General features: G+C 66.0%; 22 protein-coding genes. 9 read left to right on the top strand and 13 right to left on the bottom strand.

Annotated elements, in window-relative coordinates; all coding sequences use genetic code 11:
- Entirely contained in the window at nt 1-516 is a 516-nt protein-coding gene (locus AB7M16_RS09640; protein WP_453943752.1) for a YciE/YciF ferroxidase family protein, read from the bottom strand.
- An 87-nt stretch (nt 517-603) separates the two neighbouring features.
- On the opposite strand from AB7M16_RS09640, the gene AB7M16_RS09635 reads away from it, so the two are divergent.
- The 5 genes from AB7M16_RS09635 to msrA all read left to right on the top strand — a co-directional run bounded on the left by AB7M16_RS09635 (nt 604) and on the right by msrA (nt 4,686).
- Nucleotides 604-798, top strand: a complete 195-nt coding sequence (locus AB7M16_RS09635; RefSeq protein ID WP_172785609.1) for a hypothetical protein — start codon at nt 604-606, stop codon at nt 796-798.
- A 134-nt stretch (nt 799-932) separates the two neighbouring features.
- The gene (locus AB7M16_RS09630; protein ID WP_260380180.1) at nt 933-1,106 is read left to right on the top strand and encodes a hypothetical protein; all 174 of its coding nucleotides are present in this window, start codon (nt 933-935) and stop codon (nt 1,104-1,106) included.
- Between the two features lie 170 nt (nt 1,107-1,276).
- Entirely contained in the window at nt 1,277-3,598 is a 2,322-nt protein-coding gene (locus AB7M16_RS09625) for a molybdopterin guanine dinucleotide-containing S/N-oxide reductase (protein WP_453943751.1), read from the top strand.
- A 19-nt stretch (nt 3,599-3,617) separates the two neighbouring features.
- Nucleotides 3,618-4,040: an OsmC family protein gene (locus AB7M16_RS09620; RefSeq protein ID WP_172785607.1), complete on the top strand. Its 423-nt coding sequence runs from the start codon at nt 3,618-3,620 to the stop codon at nt 4,038-4,040.
- Between the two features lie 130 nt (nt 4,041-4,170).
- Nucleotides 4,171-4,686, top strand: coding sequence for a peptide-methionine (S)-S-oxide reductase MsrA (msrA, locus tag AB7M16_RS09615; RefSeq protein WP_453943750.1), 516 nt, complete (start codon nt 4,171-4,173; stop codon nt 4,684-4,686).
- Here the strand turns inward: msrA and AB7M16_RS09610 are convergent.
- The 7 genes from AB7M16_RS09610 to AB7M16_RS09580 form a co-directional block, all read right to left on the bottom strand.
- Nucleotides 4,683-5,834, bottom strand: a complete 1,152-nt coding sequence (locus AB7M16_RS09610) for an MFS transporter (protein WP_439402936.1) — start codon at nt 5,832-5,834, stop codon at nt 4,683-4,685. The genes msrA and AB7M16_RS09610 overlap by 4 nt on opposite strands.
- A 467-nt stretch (nt 5,835-6,301) precedes the next feature.
- Nucleotides 6,302-7,528 carry a hydantoinase/carbamoylase family amidase gene (locus AB7M16_RS09605; protein ID WP_453943749.1) on the bottom strand — a complete coding sequence of 409 codons (1,227 nt, stop codon included), beginning with the start codon at nt 7,526-7,528 and terminating at the stop codon, nt 6,302-6,304.
- Entirely contained in the window at nt 7,521-8,306 is a 786-nt protein-coding gene (locus tag AB7M16_RS09600; protein WP_453943748.1) for an ABC transporter ATP-binding protein, read from the bottom strand. The genes AB7M16_RS09605 and AB7M16_RS09600 overlap by 8 nt, the downstream gene beginning before the upstream one ends.
- Nucleotides 8,303-9,076: an ABC transporter permease gene (locus AB7M16_RS09595; RefSeq protein WP_172785602.1), complete on the bottom strand. Its 774-nt coding sequence runs from the start codon at nt 9,074-9,076 to the stop codon at nt 8,303-8,305. Before AB7M16_RS09595 ends, AB7M16_RS09600 begins: the two co-directional genes overlap by 4 nt.
- 61 nt (nt 9,077-9,137) lie before the next feature.
- Complete coding sequence (locus AB7M16_RS09590) at nt 9,138-10,082, bottom strand: ABC transporter substrate-binding protein (protein WP_212255240.1); 945 nt, start codon at nt 10,080-10,082, stop codon at nt 9,138-9,140.
- Between the two features lie 105 nt (nt 10,083-10,187).
- The gene (gene hutC, locus AB7M16_RS09585) at nt 10,188-10,913 is read right to left on the bottom strand and encodes a histidine utilization repressor (protein ID WP_212255242.1); all 726 of its coding nucleotides are present in this window, start codon (nt 10,911-10,913) and stop codon (nt 10,188-10,190) included.
- Nucleotides 10,910-12,268 carry a formimidoylglutamate deiminase gene (locus AB7M16_RS09580; protein ID WP_453943747.1) on the bottom strand — a complete coding sequence of 453 codons (1,359 nt, stop codon included), beginning with the start codon at nt 12,266-12,268 and terminating at the stop codon, nt 10,910-10,912. Before AB7M16_RS09580 ends, hutC begins: the two co-directional genes overlap by 4 nt.
- A gap of 87 nt (nt 12,269-12,355) precedes the next feature.
- Here AB7M16_RS09580 and hutI point away from each other — a divergent pair, with 87 nt between their 5' ends.
- From hutI to hutU, 3 genes are read left to right on the top strand one after another with little or no spacing between them, the layout of a single operon-like run.
- Nucleotides 12,356-13,570, top strand: a complete 1,215-nt coding sequence (hutI, locus tag AB7M16_RS09575) for an imidazolonepropionase (RefSeq protein ID WP_453943746.1) — start codon at nt 12,356-12,358, stop codon at nt 13,568-13,570.
- Nucleotides 13,567-15,126, top strand: coding sequence for a histidine ammonia-lyase (gene hutH / locus AB7M16_RS09570; protein WP_453943745.1), 1,560 nt, complete (start codon nt 13,567-13,569; stop codon nt 15,124-15,126). The genes hutI and hutH overlap by 4 nt, the downstream gene beginning before the upstream one ends.
- Before the next feature lie 10 nt (nt 15,127-15,136).
- On the top strand, nt 15,137-16,807 hold the full coding sequence (gene hutU / locus AB7M16_RS09565) for a urocanate hydratase (protein ID WP_453943744.1): 1,671 nt from the start codon (nt 15,137-15,139) through the stop codon (nt 16,805-16,807).
- A gap of 8 nt (nt 16,808-16,815) precedes the next feature.
- On the opposite strand, the gene AB7M16_RS09560 is transcribed toward hutU, so the two are convergent.
- From AB7M16_RS09560 to AB7M16_RS09545, 4 genes are all read right to left on the bottom strand, one after another.
- Nucleotides 16,816-18,825, bottom strand: a complete 2,010-nt coding sequence (locus tag AB7M16_RS09560) for a putative bifunctional diguanylate cyclase/phosphodiesterase (RefSeq protein ID WP_453943743.1) — start codon at nt 18,823-18,825, stop codon at nt 16,816-16,818.
- 276 nt (nt 18,826-19,101) lie between these two features.
- Nucleotides 19,102-19,374 (bottom strand): TonB-dependent receptor plug domain-containing protein, encoded by a 273-nt coding sequence (locus AB7M16_RS09555; protein ID WP_439402941.1) that lies wholly within the window; start codon nt 19,372-19,374, stop codon nt 19,102-19,104.
- A gap of 63 nt (nt 19,375-19,437) precedes the next feature.
- Entirely contained in the window at nt 19,438-20,568 is a 1,131-nt protein-coding gene (locus AB7M16_RS09550) for a hypothetical protein (RefSeq protein ID WP_453943742.1), read from the bottom strand.
- 237 nt (nt 20,569-20,805) lie between these two features.
- Complete coding sequence (locus AB7M16_RS09545) at nt 20,806-21,093, bottom strand: hypothetical protein (protein WP_453943741.1); 288 nt, start codon at nt 21,091-21,093, stop codon at nt 20,806-20,808.
- Nucleotides 21,094-21,251: 158 nt separating this feature from the next.
- On the opposite strand from AB7M16_RS09545, the gene AB7M16_RS09540 reads away from it, so the two are divergent.
- Entirely contained in the window at nt 21,252-22,061 is an 810-nt protein-coding gene (locus AB7M16_RS09540) for a substrate-binding domain-containing protein (protein WP_453943740.1), read from the top strand.
- Here AB7M16_RS09540 and AB7M16_RS09535 read toward each other — a convergent pair.
- Nucleotides 22,035-22,733 carry an ABC transporter permease gene (locus AB7M16_RS09535; RefSeq protein ID WP_453943739.1) on the bottom strand — a complete coding sequence of 233 codons (699 nt, stop codon included), beginning with the start codon at nt 22,731-22,733 and terminating at the stop codon, nt 22,035-22,037. The genes AB7M16_RS09540 and AB7M16_RS09535 overlap by 27 nt on opposite strands.
- Nucleotides 22,734-22,901 lie beyond the last annotated feature (168 nt).

Here is a 22,901-nt window from a genome sequence, read left to right as displayed (position 1 = left end):
TCACGCGGCGTTGGACGCCTTGGCGTTGACGCCTTTGCGCAGGGCCACCGTGTTGAGCTTGGTGTTGGCGGCCTTCTCTTCGTTCAGATTGGTGGTGAGGAAGCGCACGATGTCGTCGTGGCCGAGCTCTTCCGCCCAGGCGATCAGCGTGCCGTACCGGCACATTTCGTAGTGCTCCACCGCCTGTGCGTTGGCGACGATCGCAGCGTCCAGCACGGCCTTGTCCTCGATCTCCCCGGCGGTCTCGTCGGCTTCCTTGATCAGGCCGTCGATGGCCGGACAATGCATGCCGCTCGGCTCCTTGCCGAGCTTGGCGAAGACCTTGTCGAGGCGCTCGACCTGCTTGTTGGTCTCTTCCAGATGCGCCTTCAGCCCGGCGACGAGATCCCTGTGGGTCGCCTTGTCGATCATCTTCGGCAGCGCTTTCAGAATCTGCTGTTCTGCGTAATAGATGTCCTGGAGCCCGTGCAGCAGCAGGTCTTCCATCGATTTGATGTCCTTGGTGAAGAATCCCATAAAAGACGTCTCCTTTTCACAATGATGGCATTGGAACGCGGCGCGGCCGCCGCTGTTCCATTCCCGTGTGCAGATCGGGAGAGCCGAATGAGCGATGGAGTGGATCATTTTGCGGACCTGCTCGGGCGTGCGGCGATGGACGTGTGGGGCGACATGCCTCGCGACATCCAGGAAGCACTGTTCGAGACCGCGATGAAGGGCCGCGACACCGAGCGTGAGGAGCTCGCGCGATTGCTGCACGAGCGGCATCCGCGCACGCTGCATCCGGCCCGGCCAGGCTGACGCAGCGGGTTCTGGAACCAACATGCGATCTCCTGATTGGTGAATCGGGTGGCGCGCCACACGGGCTCCAATGAGCACCGCGCGGGGCGCATCGCCCGAGCCTGTCAATTTGTGAGTCGACCGTCGTGACTGAGATGAATATCGGCAAATGGTACGACCCGATTTCGGAGCGGTGGATCGTGCCTCGCCAACCCCCCACTATCGCCGCGCTTGATCGGTCGAGCGCGGAGAACGTGCCGGAGGCGAACAAGAGAGAAGAGACGCAGCGGATCTGGAATCTGCTGGTCGATTGCTGCGCACGCGGATGATGCAGCGTCGGCGCCATAACGCGCTCGATGACACTCGGGAGTGTCAACAGCCCTGAGGCTGGCTTTGCGCGGGGCAGGTCAGCGTTCCCGTCAACCCTGATCTCGACGACGTCCGGAGCGGATCGGTATATTACCACCCTTTGCCGACGCCGCCGGAACAAGGATCAGAGATGGACGATACGATTGGCTTCCCCGACCCCGGTCTTGACCTGTCGGACGGCTTCAAGCCGCACACCTCGCATTGGGGCGTGTTCTCCGCGCGCCAGGGCGTGGCCGGGCTGGAGGTCAGGGCCTATGCGGGCGATCCCGATCCGAACGGCATCATCGACAATTTTCCCGGCGCGCTCCGCCACCAGGCGCGCATCGCCCAGCCGGCAATCCGCCGCGGCTGGCTCGAGCGCGGGCCGGGCCCCGACGATCGCCGCGGCCGCGACGAATTTGTCTCCGTCAGCTGGGACAAGGCGCTCGATCTCCTCGGCGACGAGCTCGGCCGCATCCGCGACGCGCGCGGCCCCGGCGCCGTGTTCGGCGGCTCCTATGGCTGGTCGAGTGCCGGGCGCTTCCATCACGCCCAGAGCCAGGTGCATCGCTTCCTCAATATCGCGATGGGCGGCTATGTGCGCTCGGTCAACACCTATTCCTCGGGTGCGTCCTCGGTGCTGCTGCCGCAGATCCTGGCCGGCTACGAGGACATCACCAAGCGCAACGTCACCTGGGAGCAGATTGCGACCGAGACGGACATCGTGCTGGCCTTTGGCGGCATGGCGCTGAAGAACTCCATGGTGGCGGGCGGCTCGATCAGCAAGCATGTCGAGCGCGGCGCCATGGCGGCGGCGCGGGCGCGCGGCTGCGAGTTCATCCTGGTCAGCCCGCTGCGCGACGATCTGCCGGTCGAGGCCGGCGCCGAATGGATGGCTTGCGTGCCCGGCACCGACACCGCGTTGATGCTCGGCATCGTCCATACGCTGGTCGGAGAGAACCTGCACGACCAGGCCTTCCTCGATCGCTACACCGAGGGCTGGCCAATCTTCCTGCGCTATCTCAACGGCGAGAGCGACGGGCAAGCCAAGCACGCCGAATGGGCCGCCGCGATCTGCGGCGTCGAGGCGGATGCGATCCGCAAGCTGGCGCGGCGTCTTGCCGGAAAGCGCGCGCTCGTCACCGTCTCCCATTCGCTGCAGCGCGCCGAGCATGGCGAGCAGCCGGTGTGGATGGGCATGGTGCTGGCGGCGGCCCTCGGCCAGATCGGCCTTCCCGGTGGCGGCTATGCCTATTCGCTGGGGGCGATCGGCTATTACGGCCGCCGCGTCAACGACGTGCCGGGGCCGACGCTGGGGCAGGGCCGCAACGGCGTTGCCGATTTCATTCCGGTGGCGCGCATCGCCGACATGCTGCTCAATCCCGGCGGCACGTATCGCTACAACGGCGAGACGCGCACCTATCCGGACATTCGTCTGGTCTACTGGGCGGGCGGCAATCCGTTCCATCACCATCAGGACATCAATCGCCTGCGCAAGGCGTTCGCGAAGGTGGACACGCTGGCCGTGCACGAGCTCGCCTGGACCGCCACCGCCCGCCACGCCGACATCGTGCTGCCTTCCACGATGACGCTGGAGCGCGAGGACATCGGCTATTCCACCAACGACCCGCTCATGGTCGCCATGCACCGGATCGCCGAGCCGTTCGGGCTGGCGCGCGACGACTACGACATCTTTGCCGATCTCGCCGAACGTCTCGGCGTGCGCGAGCCCTTCACCGAGGGACGCACGTCGCGGCAATGGCTGGAGCATCTCTACGAGCCAACCCGCGCCTCGCTGGCGAAGCGCGGCCTGGAGGCGCCTGACTTCGACGAGTTCTGGGCGCGCGGCAGCCTGGTCGTGCCGCAGCAGCCCGACGACGGCGGCCGGCTGCGCCGCTTCCGCGAGGACCCCGTCAATCACGCTTTGCCGACGCCGAGCGGACGGATCGAGATCTTCTCGGCCAAGATCGCAGCGCACGGCGATGCGGATTGTCCGGGCCATCCGGTCTGGCTCGACAAGACCGACATTCCCAAGCCGGGGGCGCCGTGCTTCCTCGTCGCTAACCAGCCGGTGACGCGCCTGCACAGCCAGCTCGATTTCGGCGGGCATTCGCTCTCCGCAAAGCATCGCGGCCGCGAGGTCGCGCGCATGAACCCGGTCGATGCACAGGCGCGCGGCATCAAGGACGGCGACATCATCCGCCTGTTCAACGAGCGCGGCGCGTGCCTCGCCGCGGTCCACGTCACCGACGGCATCGCGCCCGGGGTGGTTCAGCTTCCGACCGGCGCGTGGTACGATCCGATGGATCCCGAAGACGAGGCGCCGCTCTGCGTTCACGGCAATCCGAACGTGCTGACCCGCGACGTCGGCACCTCGTCCCTGGCGCAGGGCTGCACCGGCCAGTTGACGACCGTCGAGGTGGAGAAGTTCACCGGCAATCTGCCGCCGATCCGCGCGTTCGATCCGGTTTAGGCAAGCAAGGAGAGCTGAGATGATCCGCAAGGCAACAGCAGTCTGGAAGGGCACTGGCCGCGATGGCACGGGCCAACTGTCGAGCGAATCCGGCGTGCTTGCCGCGACGCCCTATTCGTTCAAGACCCGCTTCGAGAACGAGAAGGGCACCAATCCCGAAGAGTTGATCGCCGCAGCCCATGCCGGCTGTTTTACCATGGCGCTTGCCTTCGGCCTCCAGATGGCGGGTTTCACGCCTGACGAGCTCTCGACCGAAGCCGCCGTCACGCTCGAGCCCGAAGGCAAGGGTTTCAAGATCAGCAAATCCGCGCTGACCCTGCGGGCGAAAGTGCCTGGTCTCGACGATGCCGGCTTCGCCCGGTTCGCCGGCGAGGCCGAGAAGAACTGCCCGGTGTCCAAGGTGCTCAACGCCGCCATCACGCTCGACGCCAAGCTGGTCTAGGGCAAGCGTTTGCTTCCGGTCCGTCCGGTCCAGGCACCGGGTGGACCCGCGTCAATGCGTGGCTTTCGGCCGGGAGGCCGAAAGCCTATATGATGCACGAGCTGTTTGGCGATCATTGGGAGCACATCACATGACGACGGAACGCGCAGTTTTGGCCGGAGGCTGCTTCTGGGGCATGCAGGATCTGATCCGCAAGCAGCCGGGCGTGATCTCCACCCGCGTCGGTTACACCGGCGGGCACGTCAAGAACGCCACCTACCGCAACCATGATGGCCATGCCGAAGCGATCGAGATCGTGTTCGACCCAGCCAGGACCAGCTTCCGGACCATGCTGGAGTTCTTCTTCCAGATCCATGATCCGACCACGCTCAACCGTCAGGGCAACGATGTCGGCACGAGCTATCGCTCGGCGATCTTCTACACCAGCGAGGAGCAGAAGCGGATTGCCGAAGACACCATTGCCGACGTCGAGGCGTCCGGCCTGTGGCCCGGCAAGGTGATGACCGAGGTCGCGCCCGCGCGCGAGTTCTGGGAAGCCGAGCCCGAGCATCAGGATTATCTCGAACATTATCCGGATGGCTACACCTGCCACTTCATCCGGCCCGGCTGGAAGCTGCCGCGTCGCGCTGCGGCGGTCGGAGGCTAAGGCCCGGTCGGGCGCTGCTCCGCGGTGACGATCTGCGCCGTCAACGTGACGAGACCCATCAAGGCGGCGAGCAGCCAAAATGCCATCGGCAGTCCGCCGAGCTGTGCGACGAAGCCGACGCCGGCAGGGCCGAGCAGGACGCCTGCGTAGCCTGCCGTCGTGATCGCCGCGACCGCAAGTCCCGTGGGCATCACCTTTTGCTGCGCCGCCCGGCGGAACAGCACAGGCACGAGGTTCGAGGCGCCGAGCCCGATCAGCAGGAATCCGCCGATGGCGACCGCTGCCACGGGGGCGGTGAGCAGCACCACGAAGCCGGCGATCGCAATGAGGCTGCCCCACAGCAATGTCGTGCGGTCTCCGATGCGCGCAACGACCGCGTCGCCGCCGAGCCGCCCGATCGTCATCGCGATCGAGAACACGATGTAGCCGACGCCGCCTTGCGCCTCGCTGACGAGCCCGGCGCCGATCACGAGCAGCGCGCCCCAATCGAGCATCGCGCCTTCGACCAGGAAGGTGATGGCGCCGAGCAGCGCCAGCAGCAGCACCGATCCGTGCGGCAGCACGAACAATGGGCCTTCCTGCACCTGCACCGAGCGAAGCAGGCGCGGCCAGGTTACGAGCATCGCGATCAGCATCAGCACGGAGCAGATCAGGGTACAGGCGAGCGCCCCGAGCTGCAGCGAGAGCAGCGCCGTCATCAGCGCGGATCCGGCGAAGCCGCCGATGCTGAACAGGGCGTGGAACCCGGACATCAGCGGGCGTCCCGCGGCGCGCTCCACCTCCACGGCGTGGATGTTCATGGCGACGTCGATCGAACCGAGCGCGGCGCCGAACGCAAGCAGCGCCAGCGCCAGCGACAGCGGCGAGCTTGCGATCGCCAGCAGCGGCAGCACCAGTGTGAGACCAAGCCCGCCCGCGACGATGACCGGCCTGCTGCCGTAGCGCGCGCTGAGAACGCCTGTGAGCAGCATCGCGACGACCGAGCCGATGCCGAGGCTGAGCAGGAGCAGCCCGAGAACCCCGTCGTCGACGGCGAGCCGCGCCTTCGCGAACGGCACCAGCGGTGCCCAGCACGCGATGCCGAAGCCCGCGACGAGGAAGGCAAGCCGAGTGGCAAGACGGGTCGCCGGCCGATCGGCAGAAGACATGGGAACTCCGGGGAAGTACAGGCGGGACGGTGGAGAAAGCGGAGAAATGCCGCAGCTTTGTGTCGGTACCGCGTTCAGATTGTCGCAGCTCGTGCCAGCTGCGAGCAACTTGTCGCGATTGCGGGTGGCCGGTTGCCCGGATGGAGCGAGGCGAATCTGCGTGTGACAAGCTCAAATATCGTAGGGTGGGCAAAGCGCAGCGTGCCCACCATTCTCGCTTACTGCCAAGGTTGGTGGGCACGGCGCTATGCGCCTTTGCCCACCCTACGGCACTGAAAGAGCAATGTAGTTGCGTCATACTCCGTCATTGCGAGCGCAGCGAAGCAATCCAGAATCTTTCCGCGGATAGATTATGGATTGCTTCGTCGCATCTGCGCAAAATTGCTACGCAATTTTGTCGCGAGCTCCTCGCAATGACGGGCGGAGAGAGCAGACGCCAAACTCTCGGTCGCGCTCCGGACGCAGCGCTAGCCGCCAAGGATCCGCCGGCACGCCTCGACGAACACCTCTGCGCCCGTCACGATGTCGGCATCCGCCGTGTTCTCGGTCCAGTGATGGCTGATGCCGCCGATCGACGGCACGAACAGCATGCCGGCGGGCATGACGGTTGCCAGCATCTGCGCATCGTGGCCGGCGCCGCTGGGCATGCGGATGGATCGGCCGCCGGCGACGGCCTTGCTCGCGGCCTCGATCGCGTCCTGAAAGCCCGCATTCATCATCGCGGGTGCGCCGGTGCGCAGCTTCGTCACGCTGACGGTGCAGGGGCCCTTGGCACTGGCCTCGTCCGCCATGGTCCGGAGCAATTGCTCCAGCCGCGCGATGACCGTCGGATCGTCGTCGCGAATCTGGAACAGCATCTCTGCGCCACCGGGGATGATGCTCGGCGCGCCCGGATCGAGCGTGATGCGGCCGGTGGTCCAGACCGTGCGCGGGCCGCAGGCTTTCGGAAAACGTTCCTCGATCGCGACGCAGAATTTCGCCAGCGCGAGGCCGGCATCCTTGCGCACCGCCATGCGCGTGGTGCCGGCATGGTTCTGCTCGCCGGTGAAATTGATCTGGTACTGCCAGATGCCGACGATGGACGTCACGACGCCGATCGCGAGGCGCCCGCTTTCGAGCGTGTCGCCCTGCTCGATATGCGCCTCGAGATAACCGACGTGCCGTCCCGGCTCGGCGGTGATGCGCGGACGCCCCGCGAGCCCCATGTCGGCAAGGGCATCGCGCATGGTGCGGCCGCTGGTGCGGTCGCGGGCGGCTTCGATGTCGGCCTCGGCAACCTGTCCGACATAGGAGCGCGAGCCGAGGAAATGACCGAAATGTCCCTCCTCGTCGCACCAGGCGGCGACCTCGACCGCGCCGTTCACGGAAGCGTCGGCGTTCAGGACGCGCGCGGCCTCGAGCGCATAGACGACGCCGAGCGGGCCATCGAGCCAGCCGGCATAATTCTGGCTTTCCAGGTGCGATCCCGCCAGCAGCTTCGGCCCGGGCTTCGTAGTCGTCCCGAAGACATTGCCGATGCCGTCGATCGTCGCGGAGAGGTCGGCCTCGGGCAGCTTCTGGACGAGCCACTCCAGCGACAGCTTGTGCGGTTCGGAGAAGGTCGGCTTGTGCACGCCGGTCTTGTAGGCGCCGATGGCGCGCAGCGCATGGAGGTCGGCGAGGACGCGATGTCCGTCGGCGCGAGTTTCAGGCATGTTCGGCAACCTTCAGTGCCTCGGTGCGGATCTCCTCGACCAGCCGTTCCTTCAGCTGGACGAATTCCGGCGTGGTCTTGATCTTGTAGGAGCGGGGATGCGGCAGGTCCACATGGATTTCGGCCTTGATGCGTCCGGGGCGTGCGCTCATGACGATGACGCGGCTGCCGAGGAAGATGGCTTCCTCGATGTCGTGGGTGACGAACAGCACCGTCTTCTGGTCGCGCTCCCAGATCCCGAGCAGCATCTCCTGCATCAGGGCGCGGGTCTGGTTGTCGAGCGCGCCGAAGGGCTCGTCGAGCAACAAGATCTTCGGGTCATTGGCAAGCGCGCGTGCGATCGCCGTGCGCTGCTGCATGCCGCCGGAGAGCTGCTTCGGCCAGTGATTTTCGAAGCCGGACAGTCCAACCTGGCGGATGAAGGCATCCGCGATCTTGTGTCGCTCCGCGTCGGACACGCCACGCTCGCGCAGGCCGAAGGCGATGTTCTCGCGGACCGTCAGCCAGGGGAAGAGCGTGTAGGACTGGAACACCATGCCGCGATCGGCGCCCGGGCCGGTCACCTCGCGCCCGTCCAGCGTGACGCGGCCACCGGTCGGACGGTCGAGGCCCGCGACGATGCGCAGCAGCGTGGACTTGCCGCAGCCGGAGGGGCCGAGGATGGTGACGAAGTCGTTGTTGCCGATGGTGAGGTCGGTCGGCTCCAGCGCCCTGGTCGGCGCGTTGCCGTGGCGCGCGGGGAAGGTGCGCGAGACCTGTTCAATCTTGAGAATGGTCATGCGAGCTTCCAGGGAAACAGCCAGGCGTTGAACGCCTTGAACAGGAAGTCGGAGATCAGGCCGATCAATCCGATCACGATGATGCCGAAGATGATCTGGCCGGTGTTGAGCAGCGCCTGGCTGTCGGTGATCATATGACCGATGCCCGAGGACGAGCCGATCAGCTCGGCGACGATGACGTAAGTCCAGGCCCAGCCCAGCACCAGCCGCAGGATTTCTGCGATCTCCGGCGCGGAGGAGGGCAGCAGCACGCGGCGGATGATGCCGCGGTCGCTGGCGCCGAGCGTGTAGGCGGCCTCGACCAGATCGCGCCGCGTGGCGCCGACCGTCACCGCGACCATCAGGATGACCTGGAACACCGAACCGATGAAGATGACGAGCAGCTTCTGCAATTCCCCGATGCCGGCCCACAGGATCAGCAACGGGATGAAGGCGGAAGCGGGCAGATAACGTGCAAATGAGACGAACGGCTCGAGGAAGGCTTCGACCGGCTTGTAGGCGCCCATCAGCACGCCGAGCGGCACCGCAATGACGGCCGCGAGTGCAAAGCCGCCGACGACGCGCCAGATCGTCATGCCGATGTCGAACAGGAAGCCGTGCTTGGCGAGCAGCTCGAGGCCCTCCTGCACCATGGTGAGCGGATTGGCGAGGAAGGTCTTCGACACATGGCCGCCGAACGTCGCCCACGACCAGAGGGCGACGAACAGCACGAAGAACGCCAAGCCGTACGCCGCACGCTGCTTCGATGTCACGGGATCCAGGGGACGCATCAAACTGTATCCGAATGGTGCGCCGGCTCCGCCCGAGGCGGAACCGGCATCTTGGAGAACGTTACTTGATGAAGCTCGCGTCGTAGAGGTCCTCGACCTTCGGCGCGGCCTTGATGATGCCGATCTCGAGCAGCAGCTCGGCGGCCTCCTTGTTGAAGGTCAGGAAGTCGCCGGCGAAGAACTTCTGGTTCGCAGCCTTGTCCTGCCAGCGCAGATATTTCGCCGAGTTGCCGAACTGCTCGCCGGTCTGCTTCACGTCGGCGCCCATGATCTCGTAGGACTTGGCCTGGTCCTTGGCGATCATCTCGATCGCCTCGAAGTAGCTGTCGGCGAGGGCCTTGGCGGCCTTGGGATTGTCGGTGAGGAACTTCGGCGTGCAGCCGAACGTGTCCATCACCATCGGATAGTCGAGCGTGGTCGCGATGATCTTGCCCTTGTCGGGCGCGGCACGCACCGTCGACAAATAGGGCTCATAGGTCATCGCGGCATCGTTCTGACCGGAGACGAAGGCCTGCGCGGCCGCAGCGGGCTCGAGGTTGACGATCGTGACGTCCTTGGTGGTGAGGCCGTTCTTCTTCAGCATCCAGGCCAGCGCGAAATAGGGCGAGGTGCCCGGCGCGGAGGCTGCGACGGTCTTGCCCTTGAGGTCCTTGATCGCGGCGACGTCGTTGCGCACGGCCATGCCGTCGGCGCCGTAGCTCTTGTCGAGCTGGAAGATCTGCTTGGTCGCGACGCCGTTGGCGTTCCAGGAGATCCAGGTCTCGACCGTGGTCGCCGCGCACTGGATGTCGCCGGAGGCGATGGCGAGATGGCGGTCCTTCTGGGGGATCTTCTTGATGGTGACGTCGAGGCCGTTCTTCTTGAAGATGCCCGCCTCCTTCGCCAGCGTCAGCGGCGCGAATCCGGTCCAGCCGGAGATGCCGACGCCGACCTTGACGTCGTCGGCGAGCGCGGGGGTGGCCACCGCGAGGGCAATGATTGTCGCAAATACTTTCGAACTACGCATGATTTTCGTCCTCTTGCCGATCGATGGTTTGACGTCCTGTTGATCACTCTCGGCCCACCTGGACCGTTGCCCGACGCGTTGCACGAATTGTGCCGACATATCCTCTCAGCCTCCCTTGAATCGGGCGACAAGGCGGTGAGAGTCACCGGGATAGAGCAGGCGCACCGCGGTGATGGTGCGTGCGCTGCGCCAGGTGTAGCGGTCGATCACGAGGCAGGGGGCGCCGACGGCAATGTCGAGCGCTTCCGCCGTGCGGTCGTCCGCAACGATGGCACTGATCGTATGCTCGGCCTCGGTCCATGGGACATGGTGAAGCAGCCACGAGCCGGGCGGCTCGCGCGAGAAATCGGCGGCCGCGGCATCGGGCACGGACGAGAGATCGATCAGCCTGTCCTCGACTGCGAAGGGCACGTTGTCGGCGCTATGCCGGCAGGTGATCGCGACCACCTTGCCGGCCTTCTTCACGCCGAGGCGATCGCGGTCGGCGGCCGTCGCCGCGCGCAGCTTGCGGCCGATCAGCTCGTAGCCGTAGCTGCGTCCAAGCGCGGAGATCTCGGCGCGGATGTCGGCGATCTTGAGCACCGCCGACTGATGCTGCGGCCGGCGCACGAACGAGCCGGCGCGCCGCCGCCGCTCGATCAGATCGGCTTGCGCGAGCTCCGACAACGCCTTGTTCACGGTCATACGCGAGCAGCCGTAGCGCGCCACCAGCTCGTGCTCGAAGGGAATGCGGTGGCCGGGCGGCCACTCGCCGGTCAGAATGCGCTTCTCGATGTCGGCGCGGATACGCTTGTAGAGCGTCGGCTTGTCGGCATCGGTGACGAGGCTCATGCGACGAGCCTCCGGATCGATGCGTTGAAGCGTTCGCGTGCGGCTTGGCGCAATCCATGCTGACCGCCCTCGACCACCTTGCGGCCGCCGGCCCAGACGCAATCGATGGCGGCGCCGCCGGCGGCGAAGATCCAGCCGTCGATGACGGCATCGTGCGCGCGTCCTGCCAACGAAGGATGCGCCGCGTCGAGCGTGACGATGTCGGCGCGTGCACCGGGTGTGAGGCCGACCGTCGGCTGCGCCAGCGCCCGCGCGCCGCCGGCGAGCGCTCTGTCGAACAGCGAGCGTCCTGTGGAATGACCTGCGCCGCCGGAGAGCACGTTTCGCTGGCGGTGCTTGAGCCGCTGGCCGTATTCGAGCTGGCGCAATTCGTCGGCTGCGCCAATCAACACGTTGGAATCGGTACCGACGCCGAAAAGGCCGCCGGCGGCGACAAACTCCCGCGCCGAAAAAATGCCGTCGCCGAGGCTCGCTTCCGTGATGGGACAGAGGCCCGCCACCGCACCGGTCCTGGCGAACGTCGTCACTTCCTCATCGGTCATGTGGGTCGCGTGAATGAGACACCAGCGCCGATCGAGCGGGGCGTGCTCCAGCAGCCATTGCACCGGACGCCGGCCCGACCAGGCCAGGCAATCCTCGACCTCCTTCACCTGCTCGGCCGCATGAATGTGCACCGGTCCGCCGTTCGCGAGCGGAATGATCGCCGCAAGCTCGTCCGGCGCCACAGCGCGCAAACTGTGCGGGGCGATGCCGATATTGGCGCCCGGCAGTGCGCTGATCACCTTGCGCGAGGCAGCCATCAATGCGGCGAACTGATCGACCGAGCAGATGAAACGGCGCTGGCCGGCATGCGGCGCTGCGCCTCCAAAGGAGCCATGCGCATAGAAACTCGGCAGCAGCGTCAGCGCAATGCCGGAGGCTTCGGCCGCCTGGGCAATGCGCGCGGCCATCTCGGCAGGGTCGGCGTAGGGCGAGCCGTCGCGGTCGTGGTGCAGATAGTGGAATTCGCCGACGTGGGTAAAACCCTGCTCGAGCATTTCGACATAAAGCAGCGTCGCAACGGTCGCGACGTCGTCGGGCGTCATCGCCAGCGCGAAGCGATACATCGTCTCGCGCCAGGTCCAGAAGGTGTCGGTGCTGTCGCCGCGCAGTTCCGCGAGCCCGGCCATGCCGCGCTGGAAGGCGTGGCTGTGCAGGCTTGCAAGTCCCGGAAGCGCGATGGCGTGGCGCTCGTCGCCGGCGGCCGGCGCCACGCCCGGTGTCACCGCCGCGATCGCGCCGGCGGTGACGACCACCTGCACGTCATTGGCCCAGCCCGAAGGCAGGAGCGCGGAAGCGAAATGCAGTCGGGTCATGATTTACACGCCGGCTGGACAGAACCGCCTTACGATTATATGTCTAGACATATAAGTCAAGCATCCCTAGGGCGAATGGATACCCGCATGGCAGCGCGCTTCGACCGGATCTGGCATAATGCCCGCCTCGCGACGATGCGGGCCGACCGTCCCGATCTCGGCGAGATCGAGCATGGTGTCATCGCCGCACGCGGCGGCCACATCGCCTATGCGGGCGCGACAGCGGACTTTCCCGTCGATGCGGACGCGATCGAGCGGATCGATTGCGAGGGGCGCTGGATCACGCCCGGTCTCGTCGATTGCCATACCCATCTGGTCTATGGCGGCAACCGCGCGCATGAATTCGAGCTGCGCCTGAAGGGGGCGAGCTACGAGGAGATCGCGCGCGCCGGCGGCGGCATCGTCTCGACCGTGGCAGCAACGCGCAAGGCCAGTGAAGCCGAGCTCGTTGCAGGCGCGCTGCCGCGGCTCGCCGCGCTGATCGATGAGGGCGCGACCACGGTCGAGATCAAGTCCGGCTACGGCCTCGATACCGAAACCGAAATGCGACAGCTTGCGGCGGCGCGCAGCCTCGGCCGCGCGCGGCCGGTGACGATCCGCACGTCGTTCCTGGGCGCGCATGCGCTGCCGGTCGAGGCCGCTGGCGACAAGGATGGTTACATCGACCGCGTCTGCAAGGAGATGCTGCCGGCGGTCGCAAAAGCGGGCCTCGCCGACGCCGTCGACGCCTTCATGGAGGGCATCGCATTCTCCGCCGAGCAGACCGCGCGAGTGTTCGAAACGGCGAGGGGACTTGGACTGCCGGTTAAGCTCCATGCCGACCAGCTCTCGAATCTCGGCGGCGCTGCGCTTGCCGCGAGATTCTCGGCGCTCTCGGCCGATCATCTCGAGCACACCGATGAGGCCGGTGCCGTCGCAATGGCGAGCGCCGGCACGGTGGCGGTGCTGCTGCCCGGCGCGTTCTACTTCATTCGCGAGACGCAGAAGCCCCCGGTCGAGACGTTCCGCAAGCATGGCGTTCCCATGGCGCTGGCGACCGACTGCAATCCCGGCAGCTCGCCGCTGACCTCGCTGCTGCTCGCGATGAACATGGGGGCGACCCTGTTCCGGATGAACGTGGCCGAGTGCCTCGCCGGCGTCACCCGTGAAGGCGCGCGGGCACTCGGTCTCCTGAATGAGACCGGCACGCTGGAAGCCGGCAAATGGTGCGACCTTGCGATCTGGGAGATCGAGCGGCCCGCCGAGCTGGTGTACCGCATCGGCTTCAATCCGCTGCACAAGCGGGTATGGAGGGGGCAGTGACGGAGCAGGAAACAGCGATCGTCGTCAAGCCGGGAACAGTGAGCCTCGACGATCTCGCGCGCGTGCTCGAAGGCGCCCCCGTCGTGCTCAATCCTTCGTTCTGGCCGCGTGTCGAGGCGGCTGCGCAAATCGTTACGCGAGCTGCGCAGGCGGACGTCCCCGTCTACGGCATCAACACCGGTTTTGGAAAGCTGGCCTCCAAGCGCATTCCGCCGGACCAGACCGCGCAGCTCCAGCGCAACCTCATCGTCTCGCATTGCTGCGGCGTCGGCCCGGCAACGCCGGAGCCGATCGTGCGGTTGATGATGGCGTTGAAGATCGTCTCGCTCGGGCGTGGCGCCTCCGGCGTGCGCCGCGCGGTGATCGAGCAGTTGCAGGACATGCTGGCCCGTGGCGTCTGTCCGCTGGTGCCGCAGCAGGGCTCGGTCGGCGCCTCCGGCGATCTGGCACCGCTCGCGCACATGACGGCCGTGATGATCGGCGAGGGGCAGGCGATCGTTGACGGGAAGACCGTATCCGGCGCCGACGCCCTCGAGGTCGCCGGCCTCACGCCGCTGATTCTCGGGCCGAAGGAAGGCCTCGCGCTGATCAACGGCACGCAATTCTCGACCGCCTACGCCCTATCGGGTGTGCTGCGTGCATATCGCCTCGCCCGCGCCGCACTCGTGACCGGCGCGCTGTCGGTGGATGCGGCGATGGCTTCGACGGCACCGTTCCGCCCCGAAATCCAGGCGCTGCGCGGCCATGCCGGCCAGATCGCCGCGGCCGCGACGTTGACCGCGCTGCTGGATGGCAGCGACATCCGCCTCTCTCACCTCGAAGGCGACGAGCGTGTGCAGGACCCCTATTGCCTGCGCTGCCAGCCACAGGTCGCAGGCGCAGCCCTCGATCTGATCACGCAGGCGGCGCGCACGCTGATCGTCGAGGCCAACGCGGTCACCGACAACCCGCTGGTGCTGGTCGAGACCGGGGAGATCGTCTCCGGCGGCAATTTCCACGCCGAGCCGGTGGCCTTTGCCGCCGATGCACTCGCGCTGGCGCTGTCTGAAATCGGCGCGATCAGCGAGCGGCGCATCGCGACGCTGGTCGATCCCGCGCTCAATTTCGGCCTGCCGCCGTTCCTCACCCCCGATCCCGGCCTCAATTCCGGCTTCATGATCGCCGAGGTGACGGCGGCCGCGCTCTATGCCGAGAACAAGCAGCGTGCGCTCGCCTGCTCGATCGATTCGACGCCGACCAGTGCCAACCAGGAGGACCATGTCTCGATGGCTGCGCATGCCGCGCGGCGCCTGTCCGACATGGCCGACAATCTCGCCGCCATTCTCGGCATCGAGCTTCTGGTCGCCGCCCAAGGCATCACGCTGCGCGCGCCACATGCGACCAGCGCGCCGCTGGTCGCCGTCATTGCCGCGTTGCGTGAGCAGGTGCCTGCGCTCGCTGCCGATCGCTACATGGCCGGCGATCTCGCCAAGGCCGCTGCATTGATCGAAGCCGATGCGCTTCCAGCTGCCGCGGTCGCCCAGCTTCGTTCCGATCCGTTTCCGAGACTCGTCTGAAGAGGTCCACATGAACCGCCGACTGGACAATGACCGCACCATCCGCGCTCCCCGCGGCAGCGACATCAGCGCCAAGAGCTGGCTCACGGAAGCGCCGTTGCGCATGCTGATGAACAATCTCGACCCAGACGTTGCGGAGCGCCCGAGCGAGCTCGTCGTCTATGGTGGCATCGGCCGCGCCGCCCGCGACTGGGAGAGTTTTGACCGGATCGTTGCGGCCTTGCGCAAGCTGGAAGCCGACCAGACGCTGCTGGTCCAGTCTGGCAAGCCGGTTGGTGTGTTCCGGACCCATGCCGACGTGCCGCGCGTGCTGATCGCGAACTCCAACATCGTGCCGCATTGGGCCACGCTCGATCATTTCAACGAGCTCGATCGCCAGGGTCTTATGATGTACGGCCAGATGACGGCGGGCTCCTGGATCTATATCGGCAGCCAGGGCATCGTGCAGGGCACCTATGAAACCTTCGTCGAGGTCGGCCGTCGCCATTATGGCGGCAGCCTCGCCGGCAAATGGATTCTCACCGCCGGCTTGGGAGGCATGGGCGGTGCGCAGCCGCTGGCCGCGACCATGGCCGGCGCTTCGATGCTTGCGGTCGAATGCCAGCCGAGCCGCATCGAGATGCGCTTGCGGACCGGCTATCTCGACCGGCAGGCCGCAACGCTCGACGAAGCGCTCGCGATCATGGCGGACGCTACGAAGACGAAGAAGGCGGTCTCGGTCGGCCTGCTCGGCAACGCCGCGGAGATCTTCCCCGAACTGGTCCGCCGCGGCGTCAAGCCTGATATCGTCACCGACCAGACCAGCGCCCATGATCCGATCAACGGCTACTTGCCGAAGGGCTGGACGCTCGCTGAGTGGGAAGCCAAGCGTGCGTCCGATCCGAAGACGGTGGAGCGCGCCTCCAAGACGTCGATGGTCGAGCATGTCCAGGCCATGCTGGACTTCCATGCCCAGGGCATTCCGACGCTCGACTACGGTAACAATATCCGCCAGATGGCGCAGGACATGGGCCTGAAGAACGCGTTCGATTTCCCCGGCTTCGTGCCCGCCTATATCCGTCCCCTGTTCTGCCGCGGTATCGGGCCCTTCCGCTGGGCCGCGCTGTCGGGCGATCCCGAGGACATCTTCAAGACCGACGCCAAGGTCAAGGAGCTGATGCCCGACGATAAGCATCTGCACAATTGGCTCGATATGGCCAAGGCGCGCATCAAGTTCCAGGGCCTGCCGGCGCGGATCTGCTGGGTCGGCCTCGGCGATCGCCATCGCCTCGGCCTTGCCTTCAACGAGATGGTGGCGCGCGGCGAATTGAAAGCGCCGATCGTGATCGGTCGCGATCATCTCGACAGCGGCTCGGTGGCAAGCCCCAACCGCGAGACCGAGGCGATGAAGGACGGATCGGATGCGGTGTCCGATTGGCCGCTGCTCAATGCGCTGCTCAATTGCGCGAGCGGGGCGACCTGGGTGTCGCTGCATCATGGCGGCGGCGTCGGCATCGGCTATTCGCAGCATGCCGGCATGGTGATCGTCGCCGACGGCACGCCCGAGGCGGCGAAGCGGATCGAGCGCGTGCTGTGGAACGATCCCGCCAGCGGCGTCATGCGTCATGCCGATGCCGGCTACGACATCGCGATCGACTGCGCCCGCGACAAGGGGCTCGATCTGCCGAGCCTGGCGAGGTAGACGGAGGCTCAGGCCACGACCTTGGCGCCGGTGCCGTCGAGGCGCCGGCTCTCCTTCGCCAGATGGTCGCCAATCGCATCGGCCGGCATGGGCTTTGCGAAATAATAGCCCTGGATGAAGTCACACCCCAGGCGGCGCAGGGTGTCGAGCTGAGCACGGGTCTCGACGCCCTCGACGACGCAGGCGATCTCCATGTCGTCGCAGAGGCCGGTGAGCGATTTGATGATCTTGTGGCTGACCGGATTCTCGTTGATGTCGGAAACGAAGCTGCGGTCGACCTTGATCTTGTCGAGCGGCAGCCGGTGCACGTGGCTCAACGACGAATAGCCGGTGCCGAAATCGTCCAGCGAAATGCCGCAGCCCATTGCCTTCAGCGTTGCGATCGATTGCTGCGCGCGGACGAAGTCGAAGGTGACGGCGGTTTCGGTGATCTCGAAATCGATCCGCTGTGGCGGCAGCCCGCTCTTCTCGATGATGGCGATCAGCGGCAAGATGCCCTCCGCCGCGCAGACGTCGTGTGCAGAGAGGTTGAACGAGAGGCGGATGTGATCGGGCCACGTCCTGGCGACGGCGAGTGCGCGCACCAGCAGCGCTTGCGTCAGCGGCCGGATCAGACCGATGCGCTCGGCAGCCGGAATGAAATCGGCCGGAGAGACCAGGCCGAGGCGGGCGCTGCGCCAGCGCGCCAGCACCTCGAAGCCGGCGGTGTGCTCGCTCATGGCATCGACGATCGGCTGGAACACCAGGTCCATCTCGGTGGCGAAATCAGCGGTGCGCAGCAGGTTCTCGATGACCCCGCGACTGCGGATCTCGGCCTCGAGCTCGCTCGAGAAGATCACGGTGCGGCCGCGCAGATGGCGCTTGGCATGGTAGAGCGAATAATCGGCGCATTCATACAGTGCTTCCGCGGTCGTGGCCGATTGCGGAAACAACGCAAAGCCGATCGAGCAGGACAGCCCCGTATGAGCGGTATCGAGCTGATAGGGAAGCTTGACCTGGTCGCCGATGCGCTGGCCGAGCCGTAGCAGATCCGCATCATTGGGGTCGCCGCACACGACGAGGCCGAACTCGTCACCGCCGAGTCGGGCGAATTCGACCCGGTGCGGACCAAAACCCTCGCAGACCTCGCGGATGCGCCGGCCGGCCTCGATCAGGACGCGGTCGCCGACTGAGTGGCCGTAATTGTCGTTGATCGGCTTGAAGCCGTCGAGATCGATGATGCCGACTGCGACCCGGACTTTCCTGCGTTCGGCATCGGTGAAGGCGCTCGACAGCTCGGCGAAGAAGCGGCGGCGGTTCGGTAGCTCGGTGAGTGAATCGAGATTGGCAAGGCGGAAGTTCTCGTCAGAGAGCGCCTGCGTCGCCGCCTGTTGCGCGAGCAGCGACTTGCGGCTGGCGACGAGATCGGCGAAGTCGCGATAGTAGATGAACAACACCGTCACCATCGCGCCGGAAACCAGGAGGTTGTTGACCGCGATCGCCTTCAGCGTCGGTTCGCCCGTGGCGAAGAAGAACAGCACATAGGGCACGTCGACGATCAGCGTCACGATCAGCGCCGCCGAGCGCAGATGCATCAGCGAGAAGATGCAGCCGATCACGGTGACCGCCATGTAGAACGCGACCTGGCTCTTGGCGAAGGGATCGCCGTAGGGGTACAGCGCGAAGGACCAGGCGGTGAAGCCGGCGCCGATCGGCAGGGTCAGCCAGTTGGTGGCGCGCAGATTGCGCAGGATGTCGGCATCGCTGCGCACGAGCCGGCGCTGGCGTAGCCACCAGAAGGTCCGTAAGCCTGCGAGCACCGTCAGCACGGCCGGGACGATCATCGTCAGCCAGTCCGGCGCCACGTTCACATAGGTGTAGGCGACCGCAATCGTGTTGCTGATGAGGATGAAGTAGAGCAGCGGGATCTGCTTGGAGAAGGCGTCGAACTGCGCGCGCGTCAGATCTGGATTGTCGGCGGGAACGCGAAACAATCGCTTCGCGGCGGCAAAATGAGATTTCAGATCGGCAATAGGCATTGAAATACGAGCCCCAGATCCCTGAAAACGGGGGCAATCTTGCACGGCACGGGTAAAGGGCCCGTTAGATCGACGCTAGCCGGGCTCGGCCAGCACTGGTTGCGCGCTGCCCCAGGATTTTCCGGTCGCGTGCATTGGTGAGGTCCCGTTAAGGATAGCCGGCGGCAAGGGGCGTGCGTCTCAGGCACAAGTCGTCCGAAATCGCCGCAGCTACGCCCTGCTCGCCATGGGTGTCAGCGAGTGCTCGTGCGGGCGACCGAGAGCGGTGCAAGCGGCCTAGCGTCCGATCGTCACACCTGCGGTCGAGCGCATGGCGTCCCGCAGGCTGGTCGCCCTCTTGTCGTCGAGAACCTGCCGCGTCAGCACGGTGGTCTGGCCAGGCGTGTCGAGGATCGACTCGCCGCGCGAGGAGGAGAGCCGATCGGCCTTGTAGGGAGCGGCCGGATCGGTGGCGGGCCCAGTCATGTGATGCGGCCGCTTGCCCGCGGCGAGCGCCGGCTGCGAGACAGCAAGCGCGATCACGACGAAGAGCAATGGTCTTGCGCGCATCTGGGATCTCCCATGTCGGGACATCAGCCTAGCACATTCTCGTGGTGGTCGCAGACGAAAGGATCAGGCGAGAACGGCCTGGCGCTCGCGCGCCGCTTCGCGGATCCGCTCGATGCTCCGCGGCTCGGCGAGCCGCGTGAAGCTCCGATGGCCCGCCTGCACGGGGGCCTCGACGATGACGCCCTCACAGACGATCTGTCCGCCGAGCATCCTGAATTCCAGCTTGTCGTAGCGCGGCATTGTCTCGCCGGCCGCCGGCGGCAGCAGCCCGACGCTTCCCTGGATGTTCAGCGCGGCCTCGCCGGTGCCGTGAAGCTGCGGATTCCACATCCTGATTCCGCTCTCGGCCCAGCGCTGCCGGATCAGCGCGGCGCGGTCGGCGGGCTCTACGGCTCGCGCGCGAACTTTCGGTGCGCTGCGGATCTCTGGCGAAGGAGACGTGAGAGCCGGAGCTGGTTCGGCTTCCGCGACGTCGCTGGATGACTCGTTGGCTACCGCCGCAATGGCCGTGGCGAGCGGAACATCATTTGCGGGCGTCGGCGCGATTGCGACAACGGGCGCCGGATCGATCTCGGCGCTGGCTTCAGAGACAACAGCCGCCACGTTCTCGACGTCGACCGGGATTGCTTCGGCGGCATCGGGTACGAGATCGAGGGATACGTCGGGCGAGGGGGCAGCCTCGATGATGAGGGCAGGGAGATCGGCCGAAGCGGTCGCGACGTCTGCTGATGAAGCCACAATCTCTTCTGCGGTGGCAGAGTCGATCTCAGCAGAGATTCCAGCAGGCGATGCATCATCGTCCACGACGGCGAGATCGGAGGCTGCAACTGGCTCGTTCTCCGCACCGGCCGATGCAGCCAACGCCTCTTCGTTCGCTGGCGGCGCCGCAGGCGCCTCGATTGCCGTTGCCAACTCTGAAGATGAGTCGCCGATGCAGATATCGTCGGACGGAATCGCCGCGACGACCGACACAGCCGCATCGTTCTCCGCGACCGGAGCGGTGGCGGCGAGATCAGCCTCGTCGCGCATGGGATCAGCGCTGATCTCGGCGATGGACGCTGGAGCCGTGCCGGCAACGCCTTCGGCGATGGCAGATGAAGCCTCTGCAGTCGGCGCGACGTCGAGGTTGCCGCTGTGCGGCACAGGCCGGAGTCGGGAAAACGCCCAGTTCACCGCTGGAATGCGGCGCAGCAACGATATCAGTCTCGAAAGCACTGGGAGTTGTCCAAGAGGTGCTCGGCGTGAGGCAATCGCTGATTCGTCAGCAATGTGAAAACCTGCCCCGGCCGTCACACCCGTGTCAACGTAGGCAGGACCAATTGCAGAACATCCGCGCATCCACTCTGCGGGGCGAATGCCGCTCCGCAGAGTGGAGTGCCGTTCGCGATTGCTTCAATTGACTCGCATCCCCAGAGATATTGGATCCTCAGGTCACTTGCCGGAGCCGGTGCCGCCGGTACCCGCACTGCCGCCGGCCTGGCTGCTCATGTTGTTGGGGTCGCTGCCGCCGGCCGAAGGCGACTGCGCGCCCTTGCCGTCGCTGGCCTCGTTCTGCATGTTCGATGAACGTCCTGTCGTCATTCCCTTGGTTGCCGGGCCTCGCGATGAGGGGCCGACATCGCCCTGACCGGATGCGCCGGGTGCGGGTTGTGTCTGCGCCAAAGCGCCACCTGTCGCCAGCGCCATCATGCATGCGGATGCCAGGATGATCTTCTTCATCGGATTCTCCGTGCCTTGCATCCCGGTCAACTCGTATGCGCTGACCGCGTTCCTGCCGAGGCGCGGCAGCCTTTGCTCTCGTTGCGGTCCAAGTCGGGGTTCCCGTCGTCGTCGCGAGCCGCTATTCAGAACCGTCATTGTCTGGTCGGGGACGGCGCATGAGGAAGCTTGCCACCATCGGAGCGGTTCTGCTCTGGTCCACCATCGCATCCGCACAGGATCGCACCATCACCGTGGCGTCGACCACCTCGACGGAACAGTCGGGGCTGTTCGGCCATCTGCTGCCGCTGTTCGCGAAGGCCGAAGGCATCGGCGTGAAGGTCGTCGCCGTCGGCACCGGCCAGGCTCTGGATATCGGGCGGCGCGGCGATGCCGACGTGGTGTTCGTCCACGACAGGCCCGCCGAGGACAAGTTCATGTCCGAAGGGCAGGGCGTGAAGCGCTTCGACGTCATGTACAACGACTTCGTCATCGTCGGCCCCAAGAGCGATCCAGCGCAGATCTCGGGCAGCAAGGACGTGGTCGAGGCGCTGCGCAGGATTGCGACCGCGAAAGCGCCGTTCATCTCGCGCGGCGACAAGTCCGGCACGCATGCGGCCGAGCTGAGGCTATGGAAGGAGGCGGGCGTCGACCTCAGTGCCGGCAAGGACACTTGGTATCGGGAGATCGGCCAGGGCATGGGCCCGGCGCTGAACATGGCCTCGTCGTGGAACGCCTACCTCCTGTCGGACCGCGGCACCTGGCTGTCGTTCAAAAACCGCGGCGAACTCGCCATCCTGACCGAGGGGGACAAGCGGCTCTTCAACCAGTACGGCGTCATGCTGGTGAATCCTGAAAAGCATCCGAACGTGAAGGCGAGGGAGGGACAGGCCTTCATCGACTGGCTGATTTCGCCGCAAGGGCAGGAAGCGATCGCCGGGTACAAGGTCGGCGGCGAGCAGCTATTTTTCCCCAACGCGCCCCACTAGGACGAAGGCTATGGTCGACACCGCGACGCTGAGTGCGAGCAGGATCAGCCCGAGCCCGAGCGCGAGCGGCAGGTCGCCTTTGCTGGTTTCCAGTGCGATCGCCGTCGTCATCGTGCGGGTGAAGCCGCGGATATTGCCGCCGACGATGATGATGGCGCCGACTTCCGCGATGGCGCGCCCGAACGCGGCGAGAAAGGCCGTCAGCAGCGAGGTCCGGCCGAGCGCGAACAGCAGGGCCATGCTGCGCAGCGCGGACAGTCCGTCGATCCGCGCCAGGTCGCCATACTCCGCCCACAACAGGCTTGCCGGCCGGTGCACCAGCGCCACCACGATGGGCGTCGCCAGCAGCGTCTGCGCGATCACCATGGCGGCTGGCGTGAACAGCAAGCCCGCCGCCCCGAACGGGCCGGACCGCGACAGCAGGAGATAGAGGGCGAGCCCGACCACGACCGGTGGAAGGCCGAGCAGCGCATTGGTCAGAATGACGATGACCTGGCGGCTCCGGAAGCGGGTGATCGCAAGCAGGGCTCCAAAGGGGGCGCCGATCAGAAGTGCGAGGATGCTGGCGGTCAGGCTGACCCTTACGGACAAGGCGACGATGCCCAATAGCTCGGTGTCGGCCTCGCCGATCAGCGCAAAGGCGGCACCGATGGATCGTGCGAAATCGTTCATCCGTCTCGGGCCAAGCTCCTGTTCCGCGGCAGCCCCGCGCCGCCGTTCTCGCTGCTGCCGCTGCCATAATCAAGGCCCCAAGGGTGGGCAGCCCACCGGAGCCGTTGGAGCAAGGCTCAGGATGACCGGAAAACGCGGCCCGGGACCCACAATCGAGGCAACTGGCCG

The sequence above is a fragment of the Bradyrhizobium sp. USDA 372 genome (assembly GCF_053629095.1).
This window is presented reverse-complemented; position numbering and strand designations above follow the sequence as displayed.